Raw genomic sequence first — 22,330 nt, forward strand, 5'->3', positions numbered from 1 at the left:
TGCCCGGCCCGGTCAGCGAGATCGGCTTTGCCGCCCAGCTCGGCGCGATGGCAGCGGCCAGCAAGGCGGCGCTCGCCGCGGACCTGACCTGCTATCTGCACTGGTGCCGCGACACACGCGTCGCGCCGCTGCCGGCCGAGCCTGAAGATCTTATCCGCTACATCGCCATGCTCGAGACGCGCGGCGCCAAGCCGGCGACCGTCGCCCGGCGGGTCGCCAGTCTGGCCACGGCCCACAGCCTCTCAGGGCAGCAGGAGAGGGGGCACGCGCCGACCAGCCATGTCATGGTCCGCGCCGCGCTCAAGGGGCTACGCCGACGTCGTGGCGCAGCGCAACGCCAAGCGGCCCCGTTACGCTTCGGGGCCTCGCTTGATCCGCATACCAAGGGGTTCACACTGACCGCCTTGCTAGGGGCTTGTGGTGGCGATCTGCAGGGCCTGCGCGACGCGGCACTGCTCTCGCTAGGTTACGATGCCGGACTGCGCGTCAGCGAGCTTGTCGCGGTCACCGTCGCGCATATCGATCCGCACAGCGATGGCTCGGCGCTGCTGTTCATTCCATCGTCCAAGACAGATCAGGAAGGGCAGGGGGCCTGGGCCTGGCTGTCCGCGGACACGATGCGCCGCGTTGGCACCTGGCTGGTCGCGAGTGCTATTACCGAGGGGCCGGTCTTTCGCCGCGTCGGGGTCGATCGGCGCCGTCTGCGCGCTGCGGTTCCCCCGATGGCGTACGAAGCGATCCCCGGGCACACGCGGCACTGGCAGGAGAAGCTCAAGGGCAAGAAGGCGGAACCCGCGCGCACCGTCTACACCGTGGGGACGGCATCGCTCAGTCGCCAGGGCGTCAACGGGATCTATCGGCGCGTGGCGCTCAGCGCCTTCGATCAAGGGCTGGTCGAGATGCCCATCGCCAAGGTCGAGGAAGCAGCGCAGGCGCTGTCGAGCCACTCGCTGCGCGTGGGGCTCACGCAGGATTTGTTCGCGGCCGGCGAGGACGGTGTCGGGATCGCGCAGGCGTTGCGCTGGTCGTCGCCGTCGACTGCGCTGCGCTACGGGCGCAAGCTGGCGGCGCGCAGCAATGTCGCCGCACGGGTCCTGTCACGCATCAGAAGTTGATTGTTGACGCCACCCGTCTACAACTTGTCGCTTGGTCGAATGGATGGGCAGGTTCGCGTGATTTGGGCGTCGAGATAGTGACTATGTCGTTGCGAGACATGCACAGCATTTTTCAAAGTCGTCGCCCTGACCGTTTCAGATCGGACGCGACCTAAGATGAATTTGGCTGCCCTCGTGTAGGATCATGGACGGCTCGGCGATGTGGATTCGTCAGAAGCACGAGCCGCCCTACTTCCCGAACCGGCTATATGGGCGCGGGTGATCGTGAATACGGCGTCTCTTGAGCCCTCCACCCTCACCGTCTTCTGCCCGACTCTCTAGCTTCCCCGACAAACCGTCGGGTCCGCCCGATTTCGATCCGATATCCTGCCGGGTCTCCGCAGCAAGCTCTCCATAGGCATCGACAATCAAGGCGAACCGAAAGTTATGGCGAGCACGATGAGGTGCCGCAATTCCGGCTTGGTGACGTGCTCGGGCGTCTGGATCCAGCTTCGCCCCATGAACACGCGGTCAATCTGCGCTGCTACCCCTATCACGACTGAACGCTAGGCCACGTGGACAAAGGGCAGCCACAGCGTAACTGATGCGAGCGCGACGAAGCCGAGATATGACTCTGCTGTCTTGTCATAACGCGTTGCGACACGGCGCCAGTTCTTGAGCTTGCTGAACAAGCGCTCGACGAGATTGCGCCAACGGTATTTCTCGCGATCATGCGGGATCGGCATGCGGCGGTTACTTTGGTTGGAATGACCGCCTCGACATCCGCCTTGGCGAGTTCCTGGCGGATGGCATCGGCGTCATAGCCCTTATCGGCAAGCAGGGCCTCAATCCGGTCAGCCAGCATCCCGAACAAGGGCCCGAAGCCCTTCACGTCGTGGGCCTGGCCCGGCGTCAGGACGAAACATAGCGGTCGCCCCTGACCATCACAGCGGGCGTGCAGCTTGGTTGTGAAACCGCCTCGCGAGCGGCCGAGCCCTTCGAATTCTTGATCCCTTTTTTAGCCCGACGGCGCAGTGGTGCGCCCGGACTACGGTGCTGTCGATCATGTCGGCGCTGACATCCCGCTCGACGACAGCGGCCAGGGTCTCCAGCATGGCCTCGAACACGCCCGTCACGACCCAGCGACGATACCGCCGGAACACGCTGTTCCACTTGCCATATTCATCCGGCAAATGCCGCCATTGCGCGCCTGTCCGCGCCATCCACACCATGCCTTCGAAATAGGGCCGGTTGTCTCCCGCGGGTCGGCAGCCACGTCCTCGCTCCGACGGCAGCAGGGGCCCTATCAGAGCCCACTCATCATCCGAAACCCCAATCCGCTCGCCCAATGCCGCCTCCAAAAGACAGCCTTGAATCAACCGATCAGACGCGCGTCAACCTTTGTCCACGTGGCCTAGTTCAGGTTCGTCTTCAAACCGCTGGGCCACCATGAAATTGTTCATGCACTGTGCGACGGCGTCGAAGAACGGAACGCCGATGACCGTGGCTGGATCCAGCCCCGACATACGGGCCTCAGTCGCATTGTAGACCTGTACGATCGTATCGGCGGCAAAGCCTACGACGCCAAACGGCAACGCATCACGGTTTGCGGTGCTCATCGCTTCGAGGTCGTGCAGTCCGACCGTTTCAAATTCGACGTTTGTTAGTGGCACGATCAGTTGCTCCTCAGCGAGGCGTCATGTCGTAAGATGCTTAATTATTTGCGAAAACTCTCGGACTTTTCGCTTGGCGTGAATAGCCTGCCACGAGTGACGAACTGGTCGGCTTCCATTAGCCGGATGGCCAGCCAGATTTTAGGTTTTCCGTTCGCCGCAGTATCGCTGACCGCTTTTGATCGGCAATGGTTCACCCACTTATTGTTGGCCGCCAAGGGGCGTTGCCAGCTCACTCGAGAGCACCCGCCAAGCTCTCACCAAGCGCCTAACTGGCCCGCTTGATCTGAGGGACCACACCCGCAGCTTGTTGACGTTCGATTGCTCTGATCAATGCGTCAACCGGGTCGCGATCCTCGTGGAAGCCGGCAAGGCGGATCTTGGTCATGTCGGAGATTACATCGGCCTCGGTGCCGAAGATGAAGTCGCCGAAGCTCCACCCCACCGCCTTCGTGAAATCGGTCTGGAGTAAGCCCGCGGATATCTGCCGCCATACGGGCTCGAGTGCTGGCATATGGTTAGTGAGCGCGAAGGGGATAGGCTCGCCAGTCTCGATGCCGAAATGCCGGGCAACCTTTTCCCACATGCGCCGCCAGCGGAACGGCGGGTGAACATAGTTGAACGCCTGGTCGGCCGCTTCACTGGCGGTAGCGGCCCACAAGCTTGCGCGCGCCAGGGCATGTGCATCCGTCACCTGAACTAAGCAGTCATCATAGGTTGTACGGGAGCCTGGGAAGCGAAACGCTGCCCCGTCCGCGGCTGACAATGCGGCGTAGGCGCCGATCACCGTCGCGATATTCATCGCATTGCCGGCTGCGTCGCCAACGACAACGTCCGGACGCAGGATTGACCATTCCGGTCCACCGGCGGCACGGCGCCGTTGTAGCTCGCGTTCCTGCGTGAAATAGAAGTTCGGCCCGATCGGCCGCGGGTTTTCGTCCTCGTAGAATGGCGTCGTTACTGGTCCGAGGTGAACGCCGTAAACCTTTGCACCCTGATACAGCACCACTCTCTCGAGCGGGGCGCTGGCAGCCTCTAAACCGTCCAACAGGTTGCGGAGCATGGCCGAGTTGCGCTCGTCCTCCTCTGCCAAGCCTCCGCCTGGCCCATAGGCCGCATAAAAAAAAGGTGGGTGACATCGCTCGCTTTAGCCAGTGCAGTTCGGCTTGCCTCCGCGTCGCTAAGATCAGCAAGGATATCACCATGGCTACGCGACAGGGCTACACCATGCCAGCCTGCCGTTCCGGCGATCTCTTCGAGGAGAGCCTTGCCGATAATGCCGCCTGAACCGGCAACGAGTGCAACGTTGGTCAAAAACCTGCTCCTGGATCATTGCGGGGAGGCTAACGGAACGATCCGCTCGGCCAAACTATCCAGTCAATCGGTTCTGGCGTTAGCGTCCTTGAGGCATTTGACGCCAGCTGCATCACCTTCATGAACGAACGACCGGAATTGAACGTGTGAAAGTTGCCACGACCGACCGCTTTTGGGTCAGCGCCGGGGGCGGGGCGGCGTGGTGTCTGAATAGCCCCTAGTTTTCTAGACGCCTTGAGCCATCAAAGCCTGCTGCCGTTCGAACTCGACGGGCGACAGCATCCCGTTCCTGACATGCTTGCGGATCGGGTTGTAGAACATCTCGATGTAATCGAACACGTCCTGCCGGGCTTCTTCGCGCGTTTTATAGGTGCGTCGCCGGATGCGCTCACGCTTGAGGAGATTGAAGAAGCTCTCAGCGACGGCGTTATCGTGGCAGTTTCCCCGCCGGCTCATGGAGTGCTCCAGATTGTGAGCCCGGGTGAAGGCAGACCAGTCCATACTGGTGAACTGCGAACCCTGATCCGAATGGATCAGCACGCGGTTCTTCGGCTTACGCCGCCAGACCGCCATATGCAGGGCCTGCAAAACCACATCGGTTGTCTGACGGCTTTGCAGCGACCAGCCCACCACGCGACGGGAGTAGAGGTCGAGCACGACCGCCAGATAGGCGAAGCTTCCATCGTGCGGATATAAGTGATGTTCGTCACCCAGGCGCGATTAGCCTACGGCACGTCGAACTGGCGATCCAAAGTGTTCGCAGCAACGGCCGAAGGCCTTCCTCCTGAGCTGCCTGGACGCCGCTTGTAGCCGATCTGCGCCTTGATGCCTGCCAGGTTGGTCAGGCGGGCAACGCGATTGGGACAACAGGTCTCGCCCTGATCGAGCAGATCGTCGTGCAACTTGCGATACCCATAGACCTTGCCGCTGTCGCTCCAGGCCTGCCGGATCAATGCAATCTGCCGAGCATCTTCTTGCGCTCGGCGGCTCAGCGGCGCTTTGCGCCAGGCATAGAAACCGCTGGGCTGGATCGCCAGGCACCGGCACATCGCGCGGACGCCAAACTGGTTCTGATGCTCCGCGACAAAGGCGTATCTCACTTGGCATCCCTGGCGAAATACGCGGTGGCTTTTTTTATTTCACCATGACTCCAGCACCGAACTTCGCTGGGCTACGCCGTTGCTCGATACAGCAGGTTTATCAATAACTTAGGCAGATTCATCATATGCCGGTGCTTTCTGAAACCTGACCCGGCTTCCACCCGCTTGGCTCCCAACAGGCTCCTGGAAATCGGGTCTTCCGAGGAGTCATCATGGCGAAAATCAAACTCACCAAGTCCGCAGTCGATGCGGCACAAGCCCAAGCTCAGCCCATCGAACTGCGCGATACCCTGGTTCCTGGCTTCTTGTGCAAGATCACCCCGGCAGGCCGCAAGGTGTTCATGCTCCAGTACCGGACAAACGCCGGAGAGCGGCGCAAACCTGCCTTGGGACTGTATGGAGAGCTGACCGTCGAACAAGCCCGGTCGCTAGCCCAGGAGTGGCTGGCGCAAGTGCGCCGGGGTGGAGATCCTGCCGCAGAGAAGGCTGCAGCGCGTCAGGCACCCACCGTCAAGGAACTGTGTATCAAGTTCATGGAGGACTACTCCAGCCAGCGCAACAAGCCGAGCACGCAGGAAGGCTACCAGAGCGTCATTGATCGCAACATCATTCCGATGCTTGGCCGCTTGAAGGTGCAGGATCTGAAGCGGCCCGATGTCGCTTCAATGATGAAGAAGATGGCGCACAAGCCCGCCGATGCGAACCGCACGTTCAGCGTGATGCGCAAGATGTTCAACTTGGCCGAGGTATGGGGCTATCGCCCTGACGGCACCAACCCATGCCGTCATGTACCGATGTACCCCAACGGCAAGGCGACTCACCTGATCAGCGACGAGGAAATGGGCAAGTTGTTTCGCTACCTTGGCCAGTTGGAGGTGGAAGGCCTGGAGCATGCTGTGATCCCGTTGGCCATCCGCCTGCAATTCGAGTTTGCCGCTCGCCTTTCTGAGATCGTCTCACTCCAATGGGATTGGATTGATCTGGAAAACCGGCGGGTGGTGTGGCCTGACAGCAAGACAGGCGGTATGTCCAAGCCCATGAGCGAAGAAGCCTATCGGCTTCTTTCGACGGCGGCTCGCAATGCTACGACGCCCCATGTATTACCGTCTCCGCGTCACCCTGATCGGCATCTGACCGACGGCGAGTATTACAACGGTTGGAGCCGCACTCTCAAAGCTGCAGGCGTGACGCATGTGGGCACGCACGGCATCCGTCACCGTTCAGCGACGGACATTGCCAATTCCGGCATCCCGGTGAAGGTCGGCATGGCGCTGACGGCGCACAAGACCGTGGCGATGTTCATGCGCTACGTCCACACAGAGGACAAACCGGTGCGCGAAGCGGCTGATTTGGTGGCAAATCGGCGCAAGACGATCACAGGCGTATCCCGCGCTGCGGAGGCGACGGCGTGACCGGCGACCATGCTCCCGCCTTGCCAGCCCCGATTGTCGTGTTGCTATCACGACAATCGGGTGTGCCGCCCCTTCCGGGGCGGCCTCACCGCGCCAACTTGAAAAGTGTACCCGTTACGGGTATAGTTTGGAGGTCGATATGACGCCCATCCTCAAGCGCAAGGACTTTGCTCGGTGGCAGTCGGGCGAGAAGCTGCCCGATGCTGCCTTGTGCAAGGCAGTTCAGGAGATGGAAAGCGGTCTGATCGACGCGGACTTGGGAGCTTCCTCTACAAGAAGCGGGTGGCCCGCCCTGGCGCAGGCAAGAGCGGCAGCTATCGCACGTTGCTGTCGGCCAAGATTGGCAGCCGCTATGTGTTCCTGCATGGGTTCCCTAAGAGCGACAAGGCGAACATCACGCAGGACGAGAAGAAGGCGCTGCAATTCGCCGGCAAGGTGTTCTTGGAACTGCCTGCCGAAGCCTTGTCGAAGGCGTTGCAGTCGGGTGTTTTACTGGAGGTGCATTGTGAGCAAGATCATTGAATCGCTGCGCGGCGACCTGGCGGCGCTCCACGAAGCCGGAGCGATCAGCAAGGTGACGATGCGCGAGTTCGACGCGATTTGCCCGCCGCCAGTGCGGGAGTTTGGCGCTGCTGACATCAAGCGCCTGCGTGAAGCCTTGAAGTTCAGCCAGCCGGTGTTTGCGCTGCACCTGCATACCTCGGCCTCGACTGTGCGCAAGTGGGAGCAAGGCGAAACCCATCCCACCGGCCCGGCACTCAAGCTGCTAAACGTCATCGCCGACAAGGGCTTGCAGGCCATCATCTGATGCCTGACGAGGGAGATAAACATTGGCGACGCGAATTGATCCTTTCAGCTCACAGCATCTTGAAGCCGCTTGCCGTGTGCTTGCAGATACCGAACGGGGCCTGAGTGGAACGCAGATCGAGCGCTTGTTGCAAGAAATCGAGGTTGCCGACACGTCGCCCGGCATTACCAAATGGAAGCGGTTGTTCAATGCGCTGGCTGGCGCGCAAAACCGGCACCAGATCGGGAACCATCTCATCATGTTCATCAATCGCGCTATGAACCCGGTGAACTACGCCCGCGACCCCGTGACATTCACTTGGCGGCGCGACGAACTCAATGTCGTCCTGGCCTTCTCCGGTTTCTACATGCGCGAAGACGGCAAGGTCGGGCATGCCGACAAGGCCACGACGCTCGATGCCGCGCGCGCCCGTGCAGGACGACTCAAGGCCGCACTGGAAAGCCGTGTCGTTCATGCGGAAGTGCTGAGCTACTGCCGCGCCGAGTTGCTGGACGAAAACTACTTCCATGCCGTGTTTGAGGCAACGAAAGGCGTTGCAGAACGGATTCGCCTGCTATCAGGCTGAACAGCGATGGCGCGGATCTGGTGAACAAGGCATTCGCGGGCCAGCAGCCTGTTCTCGCTTTGGGACCACTCGCCACCGAGTCCGAAAAAAGCGAGCAGAAAGGCTTTGCCAACCTGCTGATCGGACTGTTTGGTGCTGTGCGCAATCCGCTGGCCCATGCACCCAAGACGAATTGGCCCATGTCCGAACAGGACGCGCTGGACATCTTGACGCTGGTATCGCTGATTCACCGCAAGCTGGATGGCACCACGAAGTTCGCTGCCGCATCGCAATAGGGGCAAGACAGGAATGGACGAGGCGATCGTTGTCTTCTCTCGAAAAGGAATTTTCCAGACCACGATCGCTGCGCGCGACGTTCGCAGCCGGGAGCATGCGCGCAAGCTTTGGCCTCTAGTGTCTCCCGGCGCATCGCGGCAGATGGTGACATGGGTTAGCCCTTCCTTTGAAAGTGGGAAACTGCGTCGGCGATCCCATTTTCGTGTGCTTCCGACTCAGCACGCCTTTAATCCCAAAGCGCACTTTGACGATGAAGAAGCCAGTCGGTGGCACGCTGTCCAGGAAAGTCCCGAACACCGGCGGGCAAAAGAACTTGTCGCGGCCGAGCTCTCCCGGCGCTTGAGTGCCGGGCTTGCGATGCCCTGGGCGTTCAAGGATGCGGATGCGTCGGACTATCCGTTGGAAGGCAACATGTTGCTCGGTGCCGACCAAGTGGCAACCGAGCATCCTCTGGAAACGCCATTCGGCAGCAAATTCCGGCTCGACGTTGCCGTGCTTGGGCCACCTGTTCAAACCGAGCCGATGGTACTGGGTGGCGTTGAAATCGAACTCGGCCACGCCTTCGACGGGCGCAAGGCACTAATCGGGAAGTCGCTCGGATTTCCGCTGATTTCCATCGACATCACCGAAATGGTGCTGGACGAACTTACGCCCGAGTGGGCACAACGGGTACTAACCGCAACCACGCAGAGCCACGAGCAAGGACGCCGGCAAACCTACATCTATCTCCACGATCTGTTGTACCCCCTCTACGCGCAATTGCCGGCGTTTCTGGATGACGAGCAACGCCATCAGTTCCTTGTGTTCGCCGACGATCAGACCCTGAACAAGTTGGTGCGCTGGATGAACCTGCTCGCCGAAAAGCTGGAGTACTCGAAGGGTACGGTCGCCGTTGCGCTGGTCAACGGCAAGAACGAGCAGTCGCGCAAGATGCTTGAACGCGCGGGGCAGGTCGTTGGCCCTGACTGGAGTGAGTTCAACGCCCAGCGATGCCTTCGGCTGACCCTCCCGCGCCCCAGAAGCCCGGCGGACCTCCAGGCCCATCGCTTCCACATGACGATGGCGCGCATCCTGCTGTCGCACACGGATGCGCTCGTTGGCTACAAGTATTGCAACGGCGTGGACAACCACCACCCCGAAGAGGACGTGTGGGTGGCGCACCGCTGGATTGCCGATCTGAAAACCCATACCCAGCACCGTGTATTGCCGAAGCGGCTGGCCGAGCCGATCAACAGGTTGATCGCGGTGGTTTCAGATCTGCACCGCAATCATGTGGAAACAAGCCAAGAGGCGTGACGACCTTTCCGCCTCGCGCGGTCCTGATGAACCGATTCCAGAAGGCAATACTGCCGCGTTGCTGCTGGCTTGGCTCGTGATCGCTCGCCTGATTCTTGTGCGCTTGATCCAATTGGCTCAGGCTGGAGCGACCTGCACGCCAGCTCCTGCGGGAATCGGCGGCCCTGCTTTGCGCTTCTTGGCGGTTTCTTCCGAACGCTTGTGAACCTGTGCACGCCAGCTCTCCAGCGCGAGGATGTCTGTGAGCAGTTCGTCTGGATCAGGAATAGCAACACCGCCCATCATCGCTTTGTCATGGGCATAGTTGGAGCACTTGCTCATTCCCGCGTTGACCTGCGCGTAGTCATCGTCGCCCACACTCACGCCGACGAGCCGTTGTGTCTCCACACCTTTTCGGAAGCGGAGAATGACTTCTCGCAGGAGGACTTCTTCCACCGCGCGTTCCCATGCCATGCGCAGGCGGAAGTACGCATCAACCGTCTGCCTTTGATGTTCTTGCTCGTTGCCTTCCTTGTGCAGTTTGGCGATTGCTTGCTGCTGTGCTTTCAGCACCCCGATGCGCTTGCTCGCGTTCTTTCCTTCGAACGGCAATTCCGGGTCGGCTATGCCGAAGCCTTCAGCACGCCGCGTCAGGCTCTGCGTGACCACTGCCGCACCCACTTGCTTTGCTTCTTCGGCTAGCAGACAGAGGAAATAGATGTCGTGCGTGAAGATGATGACCTGCCGCTGCACCGCTTCAGCGGCCAGGCGCTTGGCCACGCGCTCGCGCCGACGATGATCTAGGGACGAGACTGGATCGTCGAAGACGATTCCGCCTTTCCCACCGCTCAATCCCACCTCGGCGAGGAACGAGCCGATCGCAATGGCACGCTGCTCGCCTTCGCTCAGAATCTCACCCGGACTACGAACCTGCGGCAGTTGCAGTTTCAGCTTGTGCAGCGCCTTCCCTCGGTCGGCACGGCTTTGCAGCGAAACTCTCAAGCTCCCTACGCCCAGTGCTTTGAATTCCCAGTTCAACGCATCGGCCAGTTCCTTGGAGACCACCTTTTCCGCGAGTTCCGATGCTTTGAGGGATATAGCGTTTGTCCTGACCGCAGTCAGGCAGTTCTTCAGTTTCCCTTGGTGCACCAACTTCGTCACTGCCGTAGCCACGGCCTCCTTAACTTGACTGAGTTTTACGCGCGCATCCAACTCGCCTAGTTGCTTCTGCAACACAGCGCGAGCTTCTTCATTCGAGGCTCTATCCAGGGCCTCCGCCTCCGCATTCAATTTGTCAGCGAGCACCTGTAGTCGATCCGCTGGGCTGACCAGGGCCTGATCCAGTCCCGTCCAGTCATGCGAGACGACCGCTGCCTTGATTGCTTCGTGCCGCGCCGACAGTGCGGCCTCGAAAGTCTTGGTGTCGGCCACTAGCGGTGAGTCGATTTCCGCTACTTCCGCCTGCGTCGCCTCATCAAAGTTCAACACCATGACGGAGGCCGCAAATGGGCGGTAGTCGGCGGCAAGCGCTTGGCGCCGCGCTTGCGCCGTCTTTTCCGCTTCCGCTTGTATGAACGCCTCGAATCGCAGCAACCGTTCTGCGCCCGCAGCCAGAGGCTGCTGACACAACGGGCATGCGGCATCCGTCCCCAAGTCAGGGAACTGTTTATCTGGATGAGCTTCAAGCGCGAACTTCCGGGCGGCATCAAACAATTCCCGCCACGCCTCTCCGCCAGTCCCCGGCAGCAGATTTTCGCCCTCCTTGAAATTCTTCGCTGCAAGGGCGGCGGCGACCTGTGCTGTACGGAAGCTATCAGCCAGCGCCTTCAACTTGGCGATGGCTTCGGGGCCGACGACAAGTCCTTTATCGGCTGCATTCTTGGCGATCGCCGCAATGCGGCGTGCGCGCAAACGCAAGAGACCGGCTTTCTCCTTCGGGTTGTTCTCTTTGAGGCTTTTCTCCAGCGTTTCCCGCTGCTCAAGCTCTTCCTGCTTCAAAGTGGCAAGTGCCTCAATCTGAGCCGTGGTCGTTTTTCGCGGAGAGCCCCGTGATCAGCTTGCCGACGCTGTTTCGCCGTGCAGCGGGGCGAATACGGCGAGGTCTACAGCCGACTGCTTGTGTTCCTGCTCAACGGAGTTTTTAAGCTGTTGACAGACCTTGGCGAGCGTCTCGAATACTTCAAGACCATACGGCACGTAGGAGAAGTCATCCTCACTATCCAAATATGCCCGGGCGCAATGCGCGTCGAAGATAGCGAATGAAGAAAGCTCTGGTGGAGCCTCTTTCCCTTGGTGCCAAGTCACTTCCTTGACGGCACCGTCAATCGTGATATCGAAGGATGCTTGAGCATTACCTGCCTTGGCCCCGGGCAGATTGGCATTGGGATGAATGGGCTCGGACTGATCGCGAGCGCGGCAGGCACGCTTAAGAACGCGCGAATATCCTGACTTGCCGGATCCGTTGTCGCCATAAATGACAGTCATGCCCGCCGAACCCACCGCCAACTGCTGATTCTCGGCAATTGCGTTGACGTTAAGCAGATTCTTGATGGCCCGCAGCTCGATGTGCGTGGTCGCCTTAACCTTCGCTGGGATCTGGTCGGCGGTTAGTGGCTGAGGTTGACGATTCTTTGGGTCAGGGATTCCGTGTGCCAGCTTGAGCAAGGCATACAAATCCTCGTAGTCCTGCGGTGTCAGTGTTTGTTTCGCCAGCAAGCGAGAAATTGCATCGCTCTGCCACGCGGGAATTCCCTGGGTCCAAACCAATATCTCTTGCAATATAGCCATGACCGTCTCCCTGCCTCAGTATTTTCCTTGATATGACGTTATTTTAACGATCTGTTGCATTTCATTGTGGCAATTCCGCAGTGCGATAGCGTCCCGGCCTACCGCCGTCGGGTTCACGGGCTGCGCCCCGCGCTTGGTGCCAAATCGCGGCCATCCGGCTTTGATCCCTTGTATCTTCCATTCCACGTGATCGGAGGGCCGTTCACGCCCGGTGCCGTTTGGCACCGGTGATGGGCCGCAGCATGTAGCTCGTTATCCCTCGGTGCTTCCAAGCCCGTGCGTCAGTCCTGAGCGCATGTCTGCGACTGGTCTCTGCAAGCCCGAACAGTTGCAGGAACCACATTCGCATTTGCAAGGATGGGGCATAGAGATCATGGCCAATGGAATAGTCGTCGGTATCGATATCTCGAAGAACACACTTGATGTAGCCATCGGGAGGGATGGCGCAGCCACCGTTTTCAGTAACGACCAAGAGGGCCACCAGGCCCTGGTGGCAGTGCTGAGGAGACAACCAATTTCACTCGTCGTCATGGAGGCCACTGGCCGCTACCAATTTGCCTGTGCCTGTGCCTGCGCCCCGCAAGCCGCAGGATTCCAGGTGGCGGTAGTCAATCCCAGACAGGCGCGAGATTTCGCGAAGGCGATGGGCAGGCTGGCAAAGACGGATCGCGTCGACGTGCTGATGCTGGCAGAGCTGGCCGAAGTGATCGACAAACGCCCAGACCGGGATCGCCTCACCAGGCCGATGGCAGATGAGACGCAGCAGCGCCTGCATGCTTGGTGACCCGTCGGAGGCAGCTTGTCCGCTTGCAAGTCAGTGAACGTCAGCGCAAGTACGCCTCTCACTCGGATGTGCAGCCTGGGATCATCGAACTGATGAACATCCTGAAGCGCCAGGTTCAGGACATCGACGCGAGCATCGCAGCGCATCTCGCCAAATATCAAGTCAGTCTGACGAAGCTCTTTCAGAGCGTCAAAGGCGTTGGGCCGGCGACTACGGCTGCGCTGATCTCCGAGCTTCCAGAATTGGGGCAGCTCAAGGCCAAGCAGATCTCCTCACTGGTCGGCGTCGCGCCAATGAATCGGGACTCGGGCCAGTCACGCGGCAAGCGAATGATCTGCGGTGGTCGGGCAACGGTGCGCAGCGCCCTCTACATGGCGGCAATCGTAGCCATGCGGCACAACCCTCTGATCCGAGCCTGCTATGAGCGGCTGGTGGCGGCAGGCAAGCCCAAAGAGGTCGCCATCGTGGCTTGCATGCGCAAGCTGCTGATCATTCTGAATGCCATGGTGAGAACCGGCAGGCCTTGGAAAGAAACGGCGGCAACTGCCCAGGACGATGCGGAGGCTCACATCGTGCCACAACGCGGCCGGGGGGCTCAGTCGTTCATCGCCTGTACGCGACCCAGCCCTTGAAAGTGAATGCGCAATAAAACAACTCGATGTGCGTGAATCCGGCCTCGCTGAGCAGATCAGTATCTTGCTCCGGCGAGAGTACGGGCAATCGCTCCTTGAGCGCCCGAATGTTCTCGGCCTGTGCCGAAGGCATTCCGGAGGCGACCGCGAAAGCAGCGTTGCGCTGGAGCCACTTGTCCTGGTCCGGACCTTCGTTGGGGAAGCTGTGATGGATGACGACCAGAGGAGCGCCGGCCCTGAGTCGCACGTGCATCTGCTTCAAGGTCTCCAGGCGTTTGGCCCGCGGAAGAAAGTGCAGCGTCAGAAGGCAGGTCGCGCCGTCGAACGGTCCCATGGGAGCCGTGTCGATATAGCCTTCGTGCAAGCGCGCACGGGATGCGAGAGGTCCCAGGGTCGTGTGGGCCAACTGGAGCATTTCGGCCGACGGATCCACGCCATCGAAGCGCCAACCCGGTTGCATCTCGGCGAAGCCTTCAACTCAAGCCCACCGCCGGCACCCAGCACCAGGATGCGCGCATCGGTCGGCACACGCTCGGCCAGCAGCGCGCCGGCCATCTTCGGCAAGTCGCGCAGGCCGGGCACCATTCGCGTGGCGTTCTCGGCATAGCTGGAAACGATGGTCGTGCCGGAAAACGTGAACGGGGTCATGAGGCGGCAGCCTTCTCTTGTTGCACGGGTTGGACGGTCTCTGGCCAGAGCAGCGAGCGGTGCACCTGGGCGCCGGCCATGGCGCCATTGCCCACGGCCAGCGATACTGAATGGGGTGCCCGGGCCACATCGCCGCAGGCAAACACACCCGGCACCGAAGTCTTGTTCTCGGCGTCGGTGCGCACCTGCATGCCGAGGGGCGTTTCTTCCAGCGCGCAGCCCATCGCTTCGACCAGAGAGCCGGAAGGAACGGTGCGCGTCGCCGTGAACAGGCCCGCAAAGGGCAACAGCCGTCCGTCGGTCATCGCCACGTCGGCATGCCCGTCAATCCTGTCGATGGGTGCCTCCTCGATCGTCACGCCCCGGCGTTCCAAAGTGGCCCTGGCCTCCTGACTCAGTTCCACGGCACTGTTGACGAGCAAGGTCACATCGCTCCAATCGGTGAGCAGTTCGGCCTGATGGACGGACAGCGGTCCGGCGCCGATGATGCCGATGCGGCCCTGGCCGAGTTCGTAGCCATGGCAGTACGGGCAATGGAAGACCGCCTTGCCCCAGCGCTCTGCGAGTCCGGCGATGGGAGGTAACTGGTCGGCCACGCCGGTGGCCAGCAGGATGCGGCGGCCTTGGTGCGGTACGCCATCGGACGTCGTGACAGTGAATTCGTCCACCTGCCCTGAAACGGCTTCGGCCCGGCCTTCGAGCCAGGTCAACGTCGGATAGGTTTCGAGCTGGCGACGTGCGTTCGCCGCGATCTCGCCGGGAGGGACGCCATCCTGGCCGAGAAACCCGTGCGAATGGCTGGCAAAGCGATTGCGCCGCTCGCCAGCGTCGATCACCAGCACGGACCTGCGCGCTCGTACCAGTTGCAGGGTGGCGGCCATGCCCGCATAGCTCCCGCCGATGACGATGACGTCGTGGTGCATGGTCAACTCCTCTTGCGTCGTGCTGCCGCATGCCGGCGCGCGAAGTCGGCGGCCAGATCGGCCAGAGTGATTTCCGAGAACCGTTTCAGCAGCAGCGCCTCGGCCTCGGCAAAGGCGCCTTCGAGCGCGGCATTCACCGATTGCTCGACCAGGCACTCCGGTGTTTCGTTGCGATTGCCTATGGCAAACATGGCCGGCTCGCCCAGCGCCTCGTGCAACTGGAGCAGGGTGACGGCGCCAAGGTCGGCATGGATGCGCCATCCACCCGCGTGGCCTCGATCTGAAGTGACGATGCCCGCTTCTCGCAAATACCCCATGGTGCGCCGGACGACAACGGGGTTGGTACCCAAGCATTGAGCCAGGGTTTCAGAAGTGACGGGGCCATCCTGCTCAGCCATGTGCAGCAGTGCATGCAGGACGGAAGACAGGCGGCTGTCGCGTTTCATGTAACTAATGATGTTCTGTTTGAGGTCGAATGTCAAGACAGAACGTGAACGTCGGCTGCTGTCGAGCCTTCATGCTTGACATTCAAGACAGTTGCTGATGCCTTCGGCCCTTGCGGGCCTGCGCGCTGCGCTTGCCCAATGGCAAGTGTATGCAGTGGGCGGGGGTAGGCGGTCTTGCTGTTCCCTTCACCGTATCACGGCGTTCTCGCCGTCAAGGGCTGCGCGTGCTTGCACGCTTGCGGCCTGTGGCCGTCCCTGAACCCTGACTGCTTTCGCTGCGCCGTGCTCTCCACGGTTCCGGGCAATTCCGCCCGAGCAACCGGAGCACGATCATGTCACAACTGTCCTTTCCTTCCTTCGATTCCTCGCTACTGGTGCGCGACGCACACGGACGCTATCTGCCGGCATCAGCCGGCGACATTCTGGAAGCTGCGCGCCAGGTCATCGACCAGAAGATGCAGCGCGGGGCCGAGTTCACTTCGCCAGCGGCGGTCAAGGAGTACCTGCGCACCAAGCTGGCCGGCTTCGAGCATGAAGTGTTCGCGGTGCTGTTCATGGACACGCGCCATCGGCTGATCGAATACCGGGAGATGTTCCACGGCACCATCGACGGTGCTTCGGTGTATCCGCGCGAAGTGGTCAAGGAGGCGCTGCGGTTGAATGCGGCGGCGGTCATCGTTTCGCACAACCATCCGAGCGGGACCCCCGAGCCGAGCGCGGCCGACCGGGCGCTGACCCAGCGGCTCAGGGAGGCGCTGGGGCTGGTGGACGTGCGGGTGCTCGATCACGTCATCGTTGCGGGTAGCTCCACGGCATCATTCGCCGAGCGCGGGCTAATCTAGCCCAAGGGGCTTCGGCCCCTTTTGCGATATTCTTATATGGTCAAAGGAGACATCTCGATTCAATGCGGAGGTAGTAGCCCGCTCGTGGAGCCATACTAGCTCGAATCTTGAGCCATTGCGGGCCGATATGGAGCTTGCGCGGTGGCTCAAGGAAACATTGTTGGCAGAGACTTGATCACGCCAATGTGACAGGGATTTCTGCCCCCCGCACTTCTATTGCCCAAGCTTTGCTCGCAATGTTTTATAGAAGTGTCTAGTTGCATCCACCCTGAATACAGTCGTTCCAGATGAAGCTGACTCGTTGCTTGCAGTTAGCACGCGCTTGGCCGCTTCTTTGGATGTCTCAGCGTATATATCCAGATCAGAAGTGCTTTTGAGATACGGCCATTTCTTTAAATAATCTGGAAGCTCAATGTTTCCACCGAATGTGGCAAGTGGAAAATCCTTTTCCGTTGCAACACCTATTTCCCATGGCACCCACCATGATGCCTTAGTTGCATCAGAAACAACAGCCAGCAGTTGCGTGCATTTGTCAAGCTCCTTTCTGACATGTGCCGCAATATCTTCCCCCGTTATTAAATTTTGGATCAATGACATCCAAATAACAATCAATGTTGTGATTTCTTTTTTAAATGACCTTGAATTCTCAAGGCTAACGCCGAATCAGTTGTTGATGAGATAAAAAATATCTTCATGCCTTTCCTTTTTATACACTTTACAGGCGTTGTTTTTCAGCAAGAAGCCGATAATGCTCCCCTAGCACTGTCAACTTGCAGGACTTGCTCTGCATGGCAGCGTGCCACATATGAGGGGCATCCACAGGCGCGACCAAGTTAAGGCGATTGTATCGCTGCAGCAACGCGAATTTGCGCGTATTTTCAGGATCTGGCGGAGGCATGCCGGGATCTCTCCCCTTCAGCTCCGGCTCGAATGTAGGGTCGAGCTTGTATTCAAAACCACGTCGGGGGGAAAAATTCCGTTATACGCCTGAGATCATCTAAGGAGATAGGCGGATTGACCTTTCGAAGCGAGACGAATTGACGGACGTTGGTTTTAAAAATCGGACGCTGTTCCCAAGCCCCCAGGGATTGGTCAACATGTGCATAAATGCTACCTGGCGTGATGTCGCCAGTGAGGTTGGCCGCCCCTCCATGAAGGGCATCTACCAATAGGGTCGTGAATACGCCTCTGCCGTTTTCCTCCGTTGCATACTGATCAGCCGCTGAGGCAGTAAGGATCGTCAAACCTTCAGACAAGCTGGCTAGCTCTCCAGCGACTGGAGGAGTGCCGGCTATTCCTGAGTGGCAGCTATCAAGGATGATTATCTTGTTGCGTGCTGGCGATTTGTTGGCCAACGCAAGGACTTCGGAGAGCGATAGCCCTTCGTCACCACGGCGAGAATCCGTCGCCAGCAGATATCCCCCAGTCGCCTCAATATGTCCATGACCAGCAAAATAAAAAAAGAGCAATATCAGCTTGTGCCTTGAAAAGCTCCTCAACGCGATCTTTTAATAAAGACCGTTCGACGCGATCTGCTGGACCAGTCCCGGTGAACATTTTGCAATCGAAGTTGACAGAGCCATCCCCATGACGAGCTAGGACAGCTTGCACCGCGTGAGCGTCATCGACACATCCATATAAAGAGCCACCATGCTCGTAATGATTTATGCCAACGATTAGAGCTATGCGCATAACGTCACTCCGCGTATGTCAAAGACCGTTGATAAAGTTCTTTATGGCATCCCATGTCCATGCGACAGTGTTTACGCCTTCAACTTTAGTCCGATCATCGGAATAGGCCCAGACGCCCAACACTTTCTTTCCTTCCTCACGTGCGCATGCAATCTCCCATTTCTGTCCGCTAGACGCCAAGGAGTTCTTGCTAATCAAGGCGATCACGCCATCCGATCGACGAATTCGGGCACGGACTTTGTCTTTCCACTCCGATGCATAGGCCTCCTTGACTGACATATCTATGTATTCGAAAGGGGAATTCGTAAGGAGTGATTGACCTTTCAAAAAGTCCCTTTGCCTTTCGTCTTCAATAGCGAATGCAACGAAAATAACTTTCTTGTCTGCCATGTGATCCTCTTTGCCGAAATGGTGTTGGAGTGCCTGTCTCGATACTTCGTATCGAATGTAACAGATATTTCGGTATTAATCGTGTCGGACGCATAGGGCTGAAGGAACAAACATGGCGGGCGTCCCCGGCCCAAGAGCACGGCCGGCCGCGCTGTCGTGCTGCGCATCGAGCCTCGCTACGCGAGTCTCGCCCCTGACCGGGCTTCCATCGTTCCCTCGCTCCGCTCGGCTGACGCCTACGGCCCGGCTTCCAGCTTCGGGCCTGCGCGCTTCGCTTGCGTGCGGCTCAGCACACAAGGGCGGCCGTTGCCTTGTCCAGCCGTCTCCCCTGACTTCATCACCTTGTCCGCGACCGTAGCCCGCTTCCGTGAGCCGTCAAGCGCGCAGGGCCGTGTCCTCGGCTGCGCCTGCGGGCCGCACCAACCCTGCGCTTGTTTCCTTGACGGCCCCCGTCCGCGCGCTCCTTTGGCCGCGGGCGATGAACTCAGGAAAGACGGTGGCAACAGGGCCAACCGGGTTCCTCGTGCCAACCGCACCGAACAGCCGAAAGGCTGGGCTCCGAATCTTGGAATCCGGTGTGCGGTTTGAACAGCAAACCCTTTTCGTCAGGAGAAAGACCATGCAACTCGCATCCCGTTTCGCTTCCCGCTCCCCCTCACTGCGCAGCGACTACCCGCTGTCCGATGGCCAGATTCGCAGGGTGGCCCCGTCCATCTTCGCGGATGCCGCGCATGAGAGCCGTTCCGAGCGGTACACCTACATCCCCACCGCTGCCGTGTTGACCGAGCTTCGCAAGGAGGGGTTTCAACCCTTCATGGTGACGCAAACCCGCGTGCGCGATGAAGGCAAGCGCGAACACACCAAACACATGATTCGCCTGCGCCACGCCAGCCAGATCAACGGCGCGGAAGCCAACGAAATCGTGCTGCTGAACTCGCACGACGGCACCAGCAGCTATCAGATGTTGGCCGGAATGTTCCGCTTCGTTTGCAGCAATGGCCTTGTCTGCGGCGACACCGTGGCAGACGTGCGCGTACCCCACAAAGGCGACGTGGCCAGTTCCGTCATTGAAGGCGCTTTCGAGGTGTTGAGCGGTTTCGAGCGCGTGAAGGAGTCCCGCGATGCTATGCGCACGATCACGCTGGATGAAGGCGAAGCCGAAGTATTCGCCCGTTCCGCGCTGGCCCTCAAGTACGACCCCACGGACAACAAGCCCGCGCCCATCACCGAATCGCAAATCCTGATGCCGCGCCGCTTCGACGACCGCCGCCCGGACTTGTGGAGCGTGTTCAACCGCACCCAAGAGAACCTGACCAAAGGCGGTTTGCATGGGCGCAGCGCCAACGGACGCCGCCAGCAAACCCGCCCCGTGCAGGGCATTGATTCCGATATTCGCCTCAATCGCGCCCTGTGGCTGCTGGCCGATGGCCTGCGCCAGTTGAAAGCCTGATTCCCCTGCGCGGCAGGGGCAGGCAGCAGCCCTTGCCGCGCTATTCGCTGCTGCATTCCATCATCGCAAGGAGTTTTCACCATGAACGCCATTAACCACACCGAAGCCCAAGCCATCCACCCCGCAGCCAGCACTGCGCCTGCCGTGCTGCTGGAAGCCGCCGACCCGAGCAAGAATCTGATTCTGGTGCCGCTGTCGCGGCTGGTATCGCGCCCCACGGGCCGCAACGTGCGCAAGACCCCGCGCATGTCGATTCCCGAACTCGCCGCCAGCATCCAGCGTGTCGGCCTGCTGCAAAACCTGATCGTCACCGCGACCGCTGACGGCGAGCGTTACGAAGTCGTGGCCGGAGGCCGTCGCCTTGCCGCCCTCAAGCTGCTGGCGAAAAAGCACCGCATCAGCAAGGAATGGGAGGTGCCTTGCCTGTTGGTGGCCGATGGCACCGCCCGCACCGCCAGCCTGACCGAGAACGTGCAGCGCGAAGCCATGCACCCCGCCGACCAGTTCGAGGCATTTGCCGCGCTGGTGGCCGAAGGCCGCCCCATCGAGGACATTGCCGCAGATTTCAGCGTCACGCCGCTGGTGGTGCAGCGCCGCCTGAAACTCGCCAACGTGTCGCCGCGCCTGCTGGCCGACTACCGGGCCGAAGCCGTGAGCCTTGACCAGTTGATGGCCCTTGCCATCACCGACGACCACGCCGCGCAGGAAGCTGCGTTCTACGATGCGCCGACATGGCAGCGCAGCCCGCACAACCTGCGCGACCGCCTGACCGAGCGCGAGATTGATGCCCACCGGCATCCGCTGGTGCGCTTCGTTGGGCTGAATGCTTACGAGGCCGCAGGCGGTGGCACCCGCCGCGATCTGTTCGCGGAAGCCGATAGCGGCGTGTATCTGACCGATGCCACGCTGCTGGAACGGCTGGCGCAGGACAAGCTGGCCAGCCTTGCCGCCGAGGTGAAGGCCGAAGGCTGGGCATGGGTGGATGCCACCCCCGGCACGACCCATGCCGACCTGCAAGCCTTCCAGCGCGCCCCGAGGCAGCGCCGGAGCCCGAACAAGCGCGAAGCCCAACGCATCGAGAACCTGCAAGCCAAGATGCAGGCGCTGGCCGAGGCCGTGGATGCCGCCCTGGACGCCGACGATGAAGAAAAGGCCGATGCCTTGCAGGAGGAAGGCGAACACCTGGGCGTACAGTTGCAGGCGCTGGAAGATGGCTTGCAGGACTATGGGGAAGCCGTCAAAGCTGCCGCCGGTGCCATCGTCACCATCGACAGCAACGGGCAGGCCGTGATTCATCGTGGCCTGCTGCGCGAAGCGCAAGCCAAGGCACTGCGCACGCTTGAACGACTGCGGCAAGGTTTCGGCAGCGAGGGCGAAGCCGGGAACGACGACACCGGCGAGGAAGCGGGCGACGCCCCTAAGCCCGCCGCCATGTCCGACCGGCTGGCGCAGCGGTTGAGTGCCCACCGTACCGCCGCGCTGCAAATCGAAGTAGCCCGGCATCCGCAGGTAGCGCTGGCCGCACTGGTGCATGGCATGGTGCAGACTGTCTTGCAAGGCAGCCACTACGGCCACGATCTGCCGCTGGGCGTGAAGCTGGCCCAGCAGGATCGGCTGGAAGGCATGGCCCCGGACTGGCCGGAATCGCCCGCCGCCGTGGCACTGCGCGAACTGCAACAGGTAGCGGGTGAAGCCTTGCCGGAGGACAGCGCCGAACTGTTCGCCGCACTGCTGGCTAAGTCGCAGGATGAACTGGTGCGCCTGCTGGCCGTATGCGTGGCATCCACGGTCGATGTGGTGACGCTCCGCGCCACGCAGCACCAGCCCGGCGCTGAACTGGCGCAGGCCGTGGCGCTGGACATGGCGGCATGGTGGCAACCGACCGCAGACGGCTATTTCCAGCATGTGCCGAAGGCCGCGATTCTGGAAGCCGTGGGCGAATTCGCACCGGAGCACGTCACCCGGCTGGCGAAGTTGAAAAAAGGCGACATTGCCAGCGAAGCCGAACGGCTGGCCGATGGAACTGGCTGGATGCCCGCAATCTTCGCCGCCGAAGCCACGCAGCAGGCCGCGCAGGAGGTGGTGACGGACGAGGCAGCCGAAGCGCCGGAGGAAGCCGCCGCCGTGGCGGATGAGCAGACGCAGGCCGAGGCACTGGCCGTTTGACCCCGTACCACAGATAGCGCCCCGGTTCCGGCCGGGGCGCTTTCATGCCGAGG

At 60.5% G+C, this 22,330-nt stretch carries 19 protein-coding genes and 5 pseudogenes; 10 read left to right on the forward strand and 14 right to left on the reverse strand.

Features of this window, described 5'->3' with window-relative positions; genetic code table 11:
* On the forward strand, window positions 1–1,115 hold a 1,115-nt coding region (locus NI18_RS18765), incomplete at its 5' end, for an integrase (protein ID WP_037532244.1).
* Window positions 1,116–1,660: 545 nt separating this feature from the next.
* Here the strand turns inward: NI18_RS18765 and NI18_RS28160 are convergent.
* The 5 genes and pseudogenes from NI18_RS28160 to NI18_RS18790 form a co-directional block, all read right to left on the reverse strand.
* Window positions 1,661–1,855, reverse strand: a pseudogene (locus NI18_RS28160) (transposase); the annotation flags it as partial.
* A 183-nt stretch (window positions 1,856–2,038) separates the two neighbouring features.
* Entirely contained in the window at window positions 2,039–2,455 is a 417-nt protein-coding gene (locus NI18_RS28165; protein ID WP_052148938.1) for an IS5 family transposase, read from the reverse strand.
* Window positions 2,456–2,488: 33 nt separating this feature from the next.
* Window positions 2,489–2,713, reverse strand: coding sequence for a hypothetical protein (locus NI18_RS18780; RefSeq protein ID WP_306286524.1), 225 nt, complete (start codon window positions 2,711–2,713; stop codon window positions 2,489–2,491).
* 322 nt (window positions 2,714–3,035) lie between these two features.
* The gene (locus NI18_RS18785) at window positions 3,036–3,830 is read right to left on the reverse strand and encodes a hypothetical protein (RefSeq protein WP_198527070.1); all 795 of its coding nucleotides are present in this window, start codon (window positions 3,828–3,830) and stop codon (window positions 3,036–3,038) included.
* Window positions 3,831–4,306: 476 nt separating this feature from the next.
* Window positions 4,307–5,217: pseudogene (locus NI18_RS18790) on the reverse strand (IS3 family transposase); the annotation flags it as partial.
* A 176-nt stretch (window positions 5,218–5,393) separates the two neighbouring features.
* Between NI18_RS18790 and NI18_RS18795 the strand changes: the two are divergent.
* From NI18_RS18795 to NI18_RS18815, 5 genes and pseudogenes are all read left to right on the forward strand, one after another.
* The gene (locus NI18_RS18795; RefSeq protein WP_028624267.1) at window positions 5,394–6,593 is read left to right on the forward strand and encodes a site-specific integrase; all 1,200 of its coding nucleotides are present in this window, start codon (window positions 5,394–5,396) and stop codon (window positions 6,591–6,593) included.
* A gap of 139 nt (window positions 6,594–6,732) precedes the next feature.
* Window positions 6,733–7,115 (forward strand): annotated as a pseudogene (locus NI18_RS18800) (type II toxin-antitoxin system RelE/ParE family toxin).
* The gene (locus NI18_RS18805) at window positions 7,099–7,401 is read left to right on the forward strand and encodes a DNA-binding transcriptional regulator (protein ID WP_028624269.1); all 303 of its coding nucleotides are present in this window, start codon (window positions 7,099–7,101) and stop codon (window positions 7,399–7,401) included. The pseudogene NI18_RS18800 and the gene NI18_RS18805 overlap by 17 nt, the downstream one beginning before the upstream one ends.
* A gap of 346 nt (window positions 7,402–7,747) precedes the next feature.
* Window positions 7,748–8,241: pseudogene (locus NI18_RS27435) on the forward strand (TIGR02391 family protein).
* Window positions 8,242–8,254: 13 nt separating this feature from the next.
* Window positions 8,255–9,538: a hypothetical protein gene (locus NI18_RS18815; protein WP_028624271.1), complete on the forward strand. Its 1,284-nt coding sequence runs from the start codon at window positions 8,255–8,257 to the stop codon at window positions 9,536–9,538.
* Window positions 9,539–9,655: 117 nt separating this feature from the next.
* Here the strand turns inward: NI18_RS18815 and NI18_RS18820 are convergent, their stop codons facing one another.
* Together NI18_RS18820 and NI18_RS25945 are read right to left on the reverse strand one after the other, a co-directional pair.
* Window positions 9,656–11,515, reverse strand: a complete 1,860-nt coding sequence (locus tag NI18_RS18820; RefSeq protein ID WP_198527071.1) for an AAA family ATPase — start codon at window positions 11,513–11,515, stop codon at window positions 9,656–9,658.
* A gap of 54 nt (window positions 11,516–11,569) precedes the next feature.
* On the reverse strand, window positions 11,570–12,304 hold the full coding sequence (locus tag NI18_RS25945; protein ID WP_198527072.1) for a hypothetical protein: 735 nt from the start codon (window positions 12,302–12,304) through the stop codon (window positions 11,570–11,572).
* A 373-nt stretch (window positions 12,305–12,677) separates the two neighbouring features.
* On the opposite strand from NI18_RS25945, the pseudogene NI18_RS18825 reads away from it, so the two are divergent.
* Window positions 12,678–13,720: pseudogene (locus tag NI18_RS18825) on the forward strand (transposase).
* On the opposite strand, the gene NI18_RS27440 reads toward NI18_RS18825, so the two are convergent.
* The 4 genes from NI18_RS27440 to NI18_RS18840 are packed head-to-tail and all read right to left on the reverse strand — an operon-like array spanning window position 13,692 to window position 15,737.
* Window positions 13,692–14,135 (reverse strand): class I SAM-dependent methyltransferase, encoded by a 444-nt coding sequence (locus tag NI18_RS27440; protein ID WP_347574888.1) that lies wholly within the window; start codon window positions 14,133–14,135, stop codon window positions 13,692–13,694. The pseudogene NI18_RS18825 and the gene NI18_RS27440 overlap by 29 nt on opposite strands.
* Window positions 14,021–14,368, reverse strand: coding sequence for a hypothetical protein (locus tag NI18_RS27445; protein ID WP_306286526.1), 348 nt, complete (start codon window positions 14,366–14,368; stop codon window positions 14,021–14,023). The genes NI18_RS27440 and NI18_RS27445 overlap by 115 nt, the downstream gene beginning before the upstream one ends.
* A complete protein-coding gene (locus tag NI18_RS18835; protein ID WP_033961688.1) occupies window positions 14,365–15,291 on the reverse strand; it encodes an NAD(P)/FAD-dependent oxidoreductase in 927 nt (308 codons plus the stop codon). Before NI18_RS18835 ends, NI18_RS27445 begins: the two co-directional genes overlap by 4 nt.
* A gap of 2 nt (window positions 15,292–15,293) precedes the next feature.
* Window positions 15,294–15,737 (reverse strand): Rrf2 family transcriptional regulator, encoded by a 444-nt coding sequence (locus NI18_RS18840; protein ID WP_033961702.1) that lies wholly within the window; start codon window positions 15,735–15,737, stop codon window positions 15,294–15,296.
* 332 nt (window positions 15,738–16,069) lie between these two features.
* Between NI18_RS18840 and radC the strand changes: the two genes are divergently transcribed.
* Window positions 16,070–16,579 carry a DNA repair protein RadC gene (gene radC, locus NI18_RS18845; protein WP_028624701.1) on the forward strand — a complete coding sequence of 170 codons (510 nt, stop codon included), beginning with the start codon at window positions 16,070–16,072 and terminating at the stop codon, window positions 16,577–16,579.
* Between the two features lie 213 nt (window positions 16,580–16,792).
* On the opposite strand, the gene NI18_RS23725 is transcribed toward radC, so the two are convergent.
* The 3 genes from NI18_RS23725 to NI18_RS23735 all read right to left on the reverse strand — a co-directional run bounded on the left by NI18_RS23725 (window position 16,793) and on the right by NI18_RS23735 (window position 18,661).
* The gene (locus NI18_RS23725) at window positions 16,793–17,176 is read right to left on the reverse strand and encodes a TIR domain-containing protein (RefSeq protein WP_084215293.1); all 384 of its coding nucleotides are present in this window, start codon (window positions 17,174–17,176) and stop codon (window positions 16,793–16,795) included.
* Window positions 17,177–17,529: 353 nt separating this feature from the next.
* Window positions 17,530–18,048 (reverse strand): caspase family protein, encoded by a 519-nt coding sequence (locus NI18_RS27450; protein WP_306286527.1) that lies wholly within the window; start codon window positions 18,046–18,048, stop codon window positions 17,530–17,532.
* A gap of 241 nt (window positions 18,049–18,289) precedes the next feature.
* The gene (locus NI18_RS23735) at window positions 18,290–18,661 is read right to left on the reverse strand and encodes a TIR domain-containing protein (RefSeq protein WP_028624699.1); all 372 of its coding nucleotides are present in this window, start codon (window positions 18,659–18,661) and stop codon (window positions 18,290–18,292) included.
* 619 nt (window positions 18,662–19,280) lie between these two features.
* Between NI18_RS23735 and NI18_RS18850 the strand changes: the two genes are divergently transcribed.
* Together NI18_RS18850 and NI18_RS18855 are read left to right on the forward strand one after the other, a co-directional pair.
* Window positions 19,281–20,111 (forward strand): DUF932 domain-containing protein, encoded by an 831-nt coding sequence (locus tag NI18_RS18850; RefSeq protein ID WP_028624697.1) that lies wholly within the window; start codon window positions 19,281–19,283, stop codon window positions 20,109–20,111.
* A gap of 81 nt (window positions 20,112–20,192) precedes the next feature.
* Window positions 20,193–22,277, forward strand: coding sequence for a ParB/RepB/Spo0J family partition protein (locus NI18_RS18855; RefSeq protein WP_033961684.1), 2,085 nt, complete (start codon window positions 20,193–20,195; stop codon window positions 22,275–22,277).
* The last annotated feature ends 53 nt before the right edge of the window (window positions 22,278–22,330 follow it).

It is taken from the genome of Sphingomonas sp. Ant20 (assembly GCF_000783375.1).
Lineage (GTDB): Bacteria > Pseudomonadota > Alphaproteobacteria > Sphingomonadales > Sphingomonadaceae > Sphingomonas > Sphingomonas aerolata.

Excerpts from the sequence above, each read along its gene's own strand:
- NI18_RS18815 (WP_028624271.1), top strand. The coding sequence starts at position 8,255 with ATGGACGAGGCGATCGTTGTCTTCTCTCGAAAAGGAATTTTCCAGACC.
- NI18_RS18855 (WP_033961684.1), top strand. The coding sequence starts at position 20,193 with ATGAACGCCATTAACCACACCGAAGCCCAAGCCATCCACCCCGCAGCC.
- NI18_RS27440 (WP_347574888.1), bottom strand. The coding sequence starts at position 14,135 with ATGCTCCAGTTGGCCCACACGACCCTGGGACCTCTCGCATCCCGTGCG.
- NI18_RS18835 (WP_033961688.1), bottom strand. The coding sequence starts at position 15,291 with ATGCACCACGACGTCATCGTCATCGGCGGGAGCTATGCGGGCATGGCC.
- radC (WP_028624701.1), top strand. The coding sequence starts at position 16,070 with ATGTCACAACTGTCCTTTCCTTCCTTCGATTCCTCGCTACTGGTGCGC.
- NI18_RS18780 (WP_306286524.1), bottom strand. The coding sequence starts at position 2,713 with ATGAGCACCGCAAACCGTGATGCGTTGCCGTTTGGCGTCGTAGGCTTT.
- NI18_RS18840 (WP_033961702.1), bottom strand. The coding sequence starts at position 15,737 with ATGAAACGCGACAGCCGCCTGTCTTCCGTCCTGCATGCACTGCTGCAC.
- NI18_RS18850 (WP_028624697.1), top strand. The coding sequence starts at position 19,281 with ATGCAACTCGCATCCCGTTTCGCTTCCCGCTCCCCCTCACTGCGCAGC.
- NI18_RS25945 (WP_198527072.1), bottom strand. The coding sequence starts at position 12,304 with ATGGCTATATTGCAAGAGATATTGGTTTGGACCCAGGGAATTCCCGCG.
- NI18_RS23725 (WP_084215293.1), bottom strand. The coding sequence starts at position 17,176 with ATGTCATTGATCCAAAATTTAATAACGGGGGAAGATATTGCGGCACAT.
- NI18_RS18785 (WP_198527070.1), bottom strand. The coding sequence starts at position 3,830 with ATGCTCCGCAACCTGTTGGACGGTTTAGAGGCTGCCAGCGCCCCGCTC.
- NI18_RS18795 (WP_028624267.1), top strand. The coding sequence starts at position 5,394 with ATGGCGAAAATCAAACTCACCAAGTCCGCAGTCGATGCGGCACAAGCC.
- NI18_RS23735 (WP_028624699.1), bottom strand. The coding sequence starts at position 18,661 with ATGGCAGACAAGAAAGTTATTTTCGTTGCATTCGCTATTGAAGACGAA.
- NI18_RS27445 (WP_306286526.1), bottom strand. The coding sequence starts at position 14,368 with ATGACCCCGTTCACGTTTTCCGGCACGACCATCGTTTCCAGCTATGCC.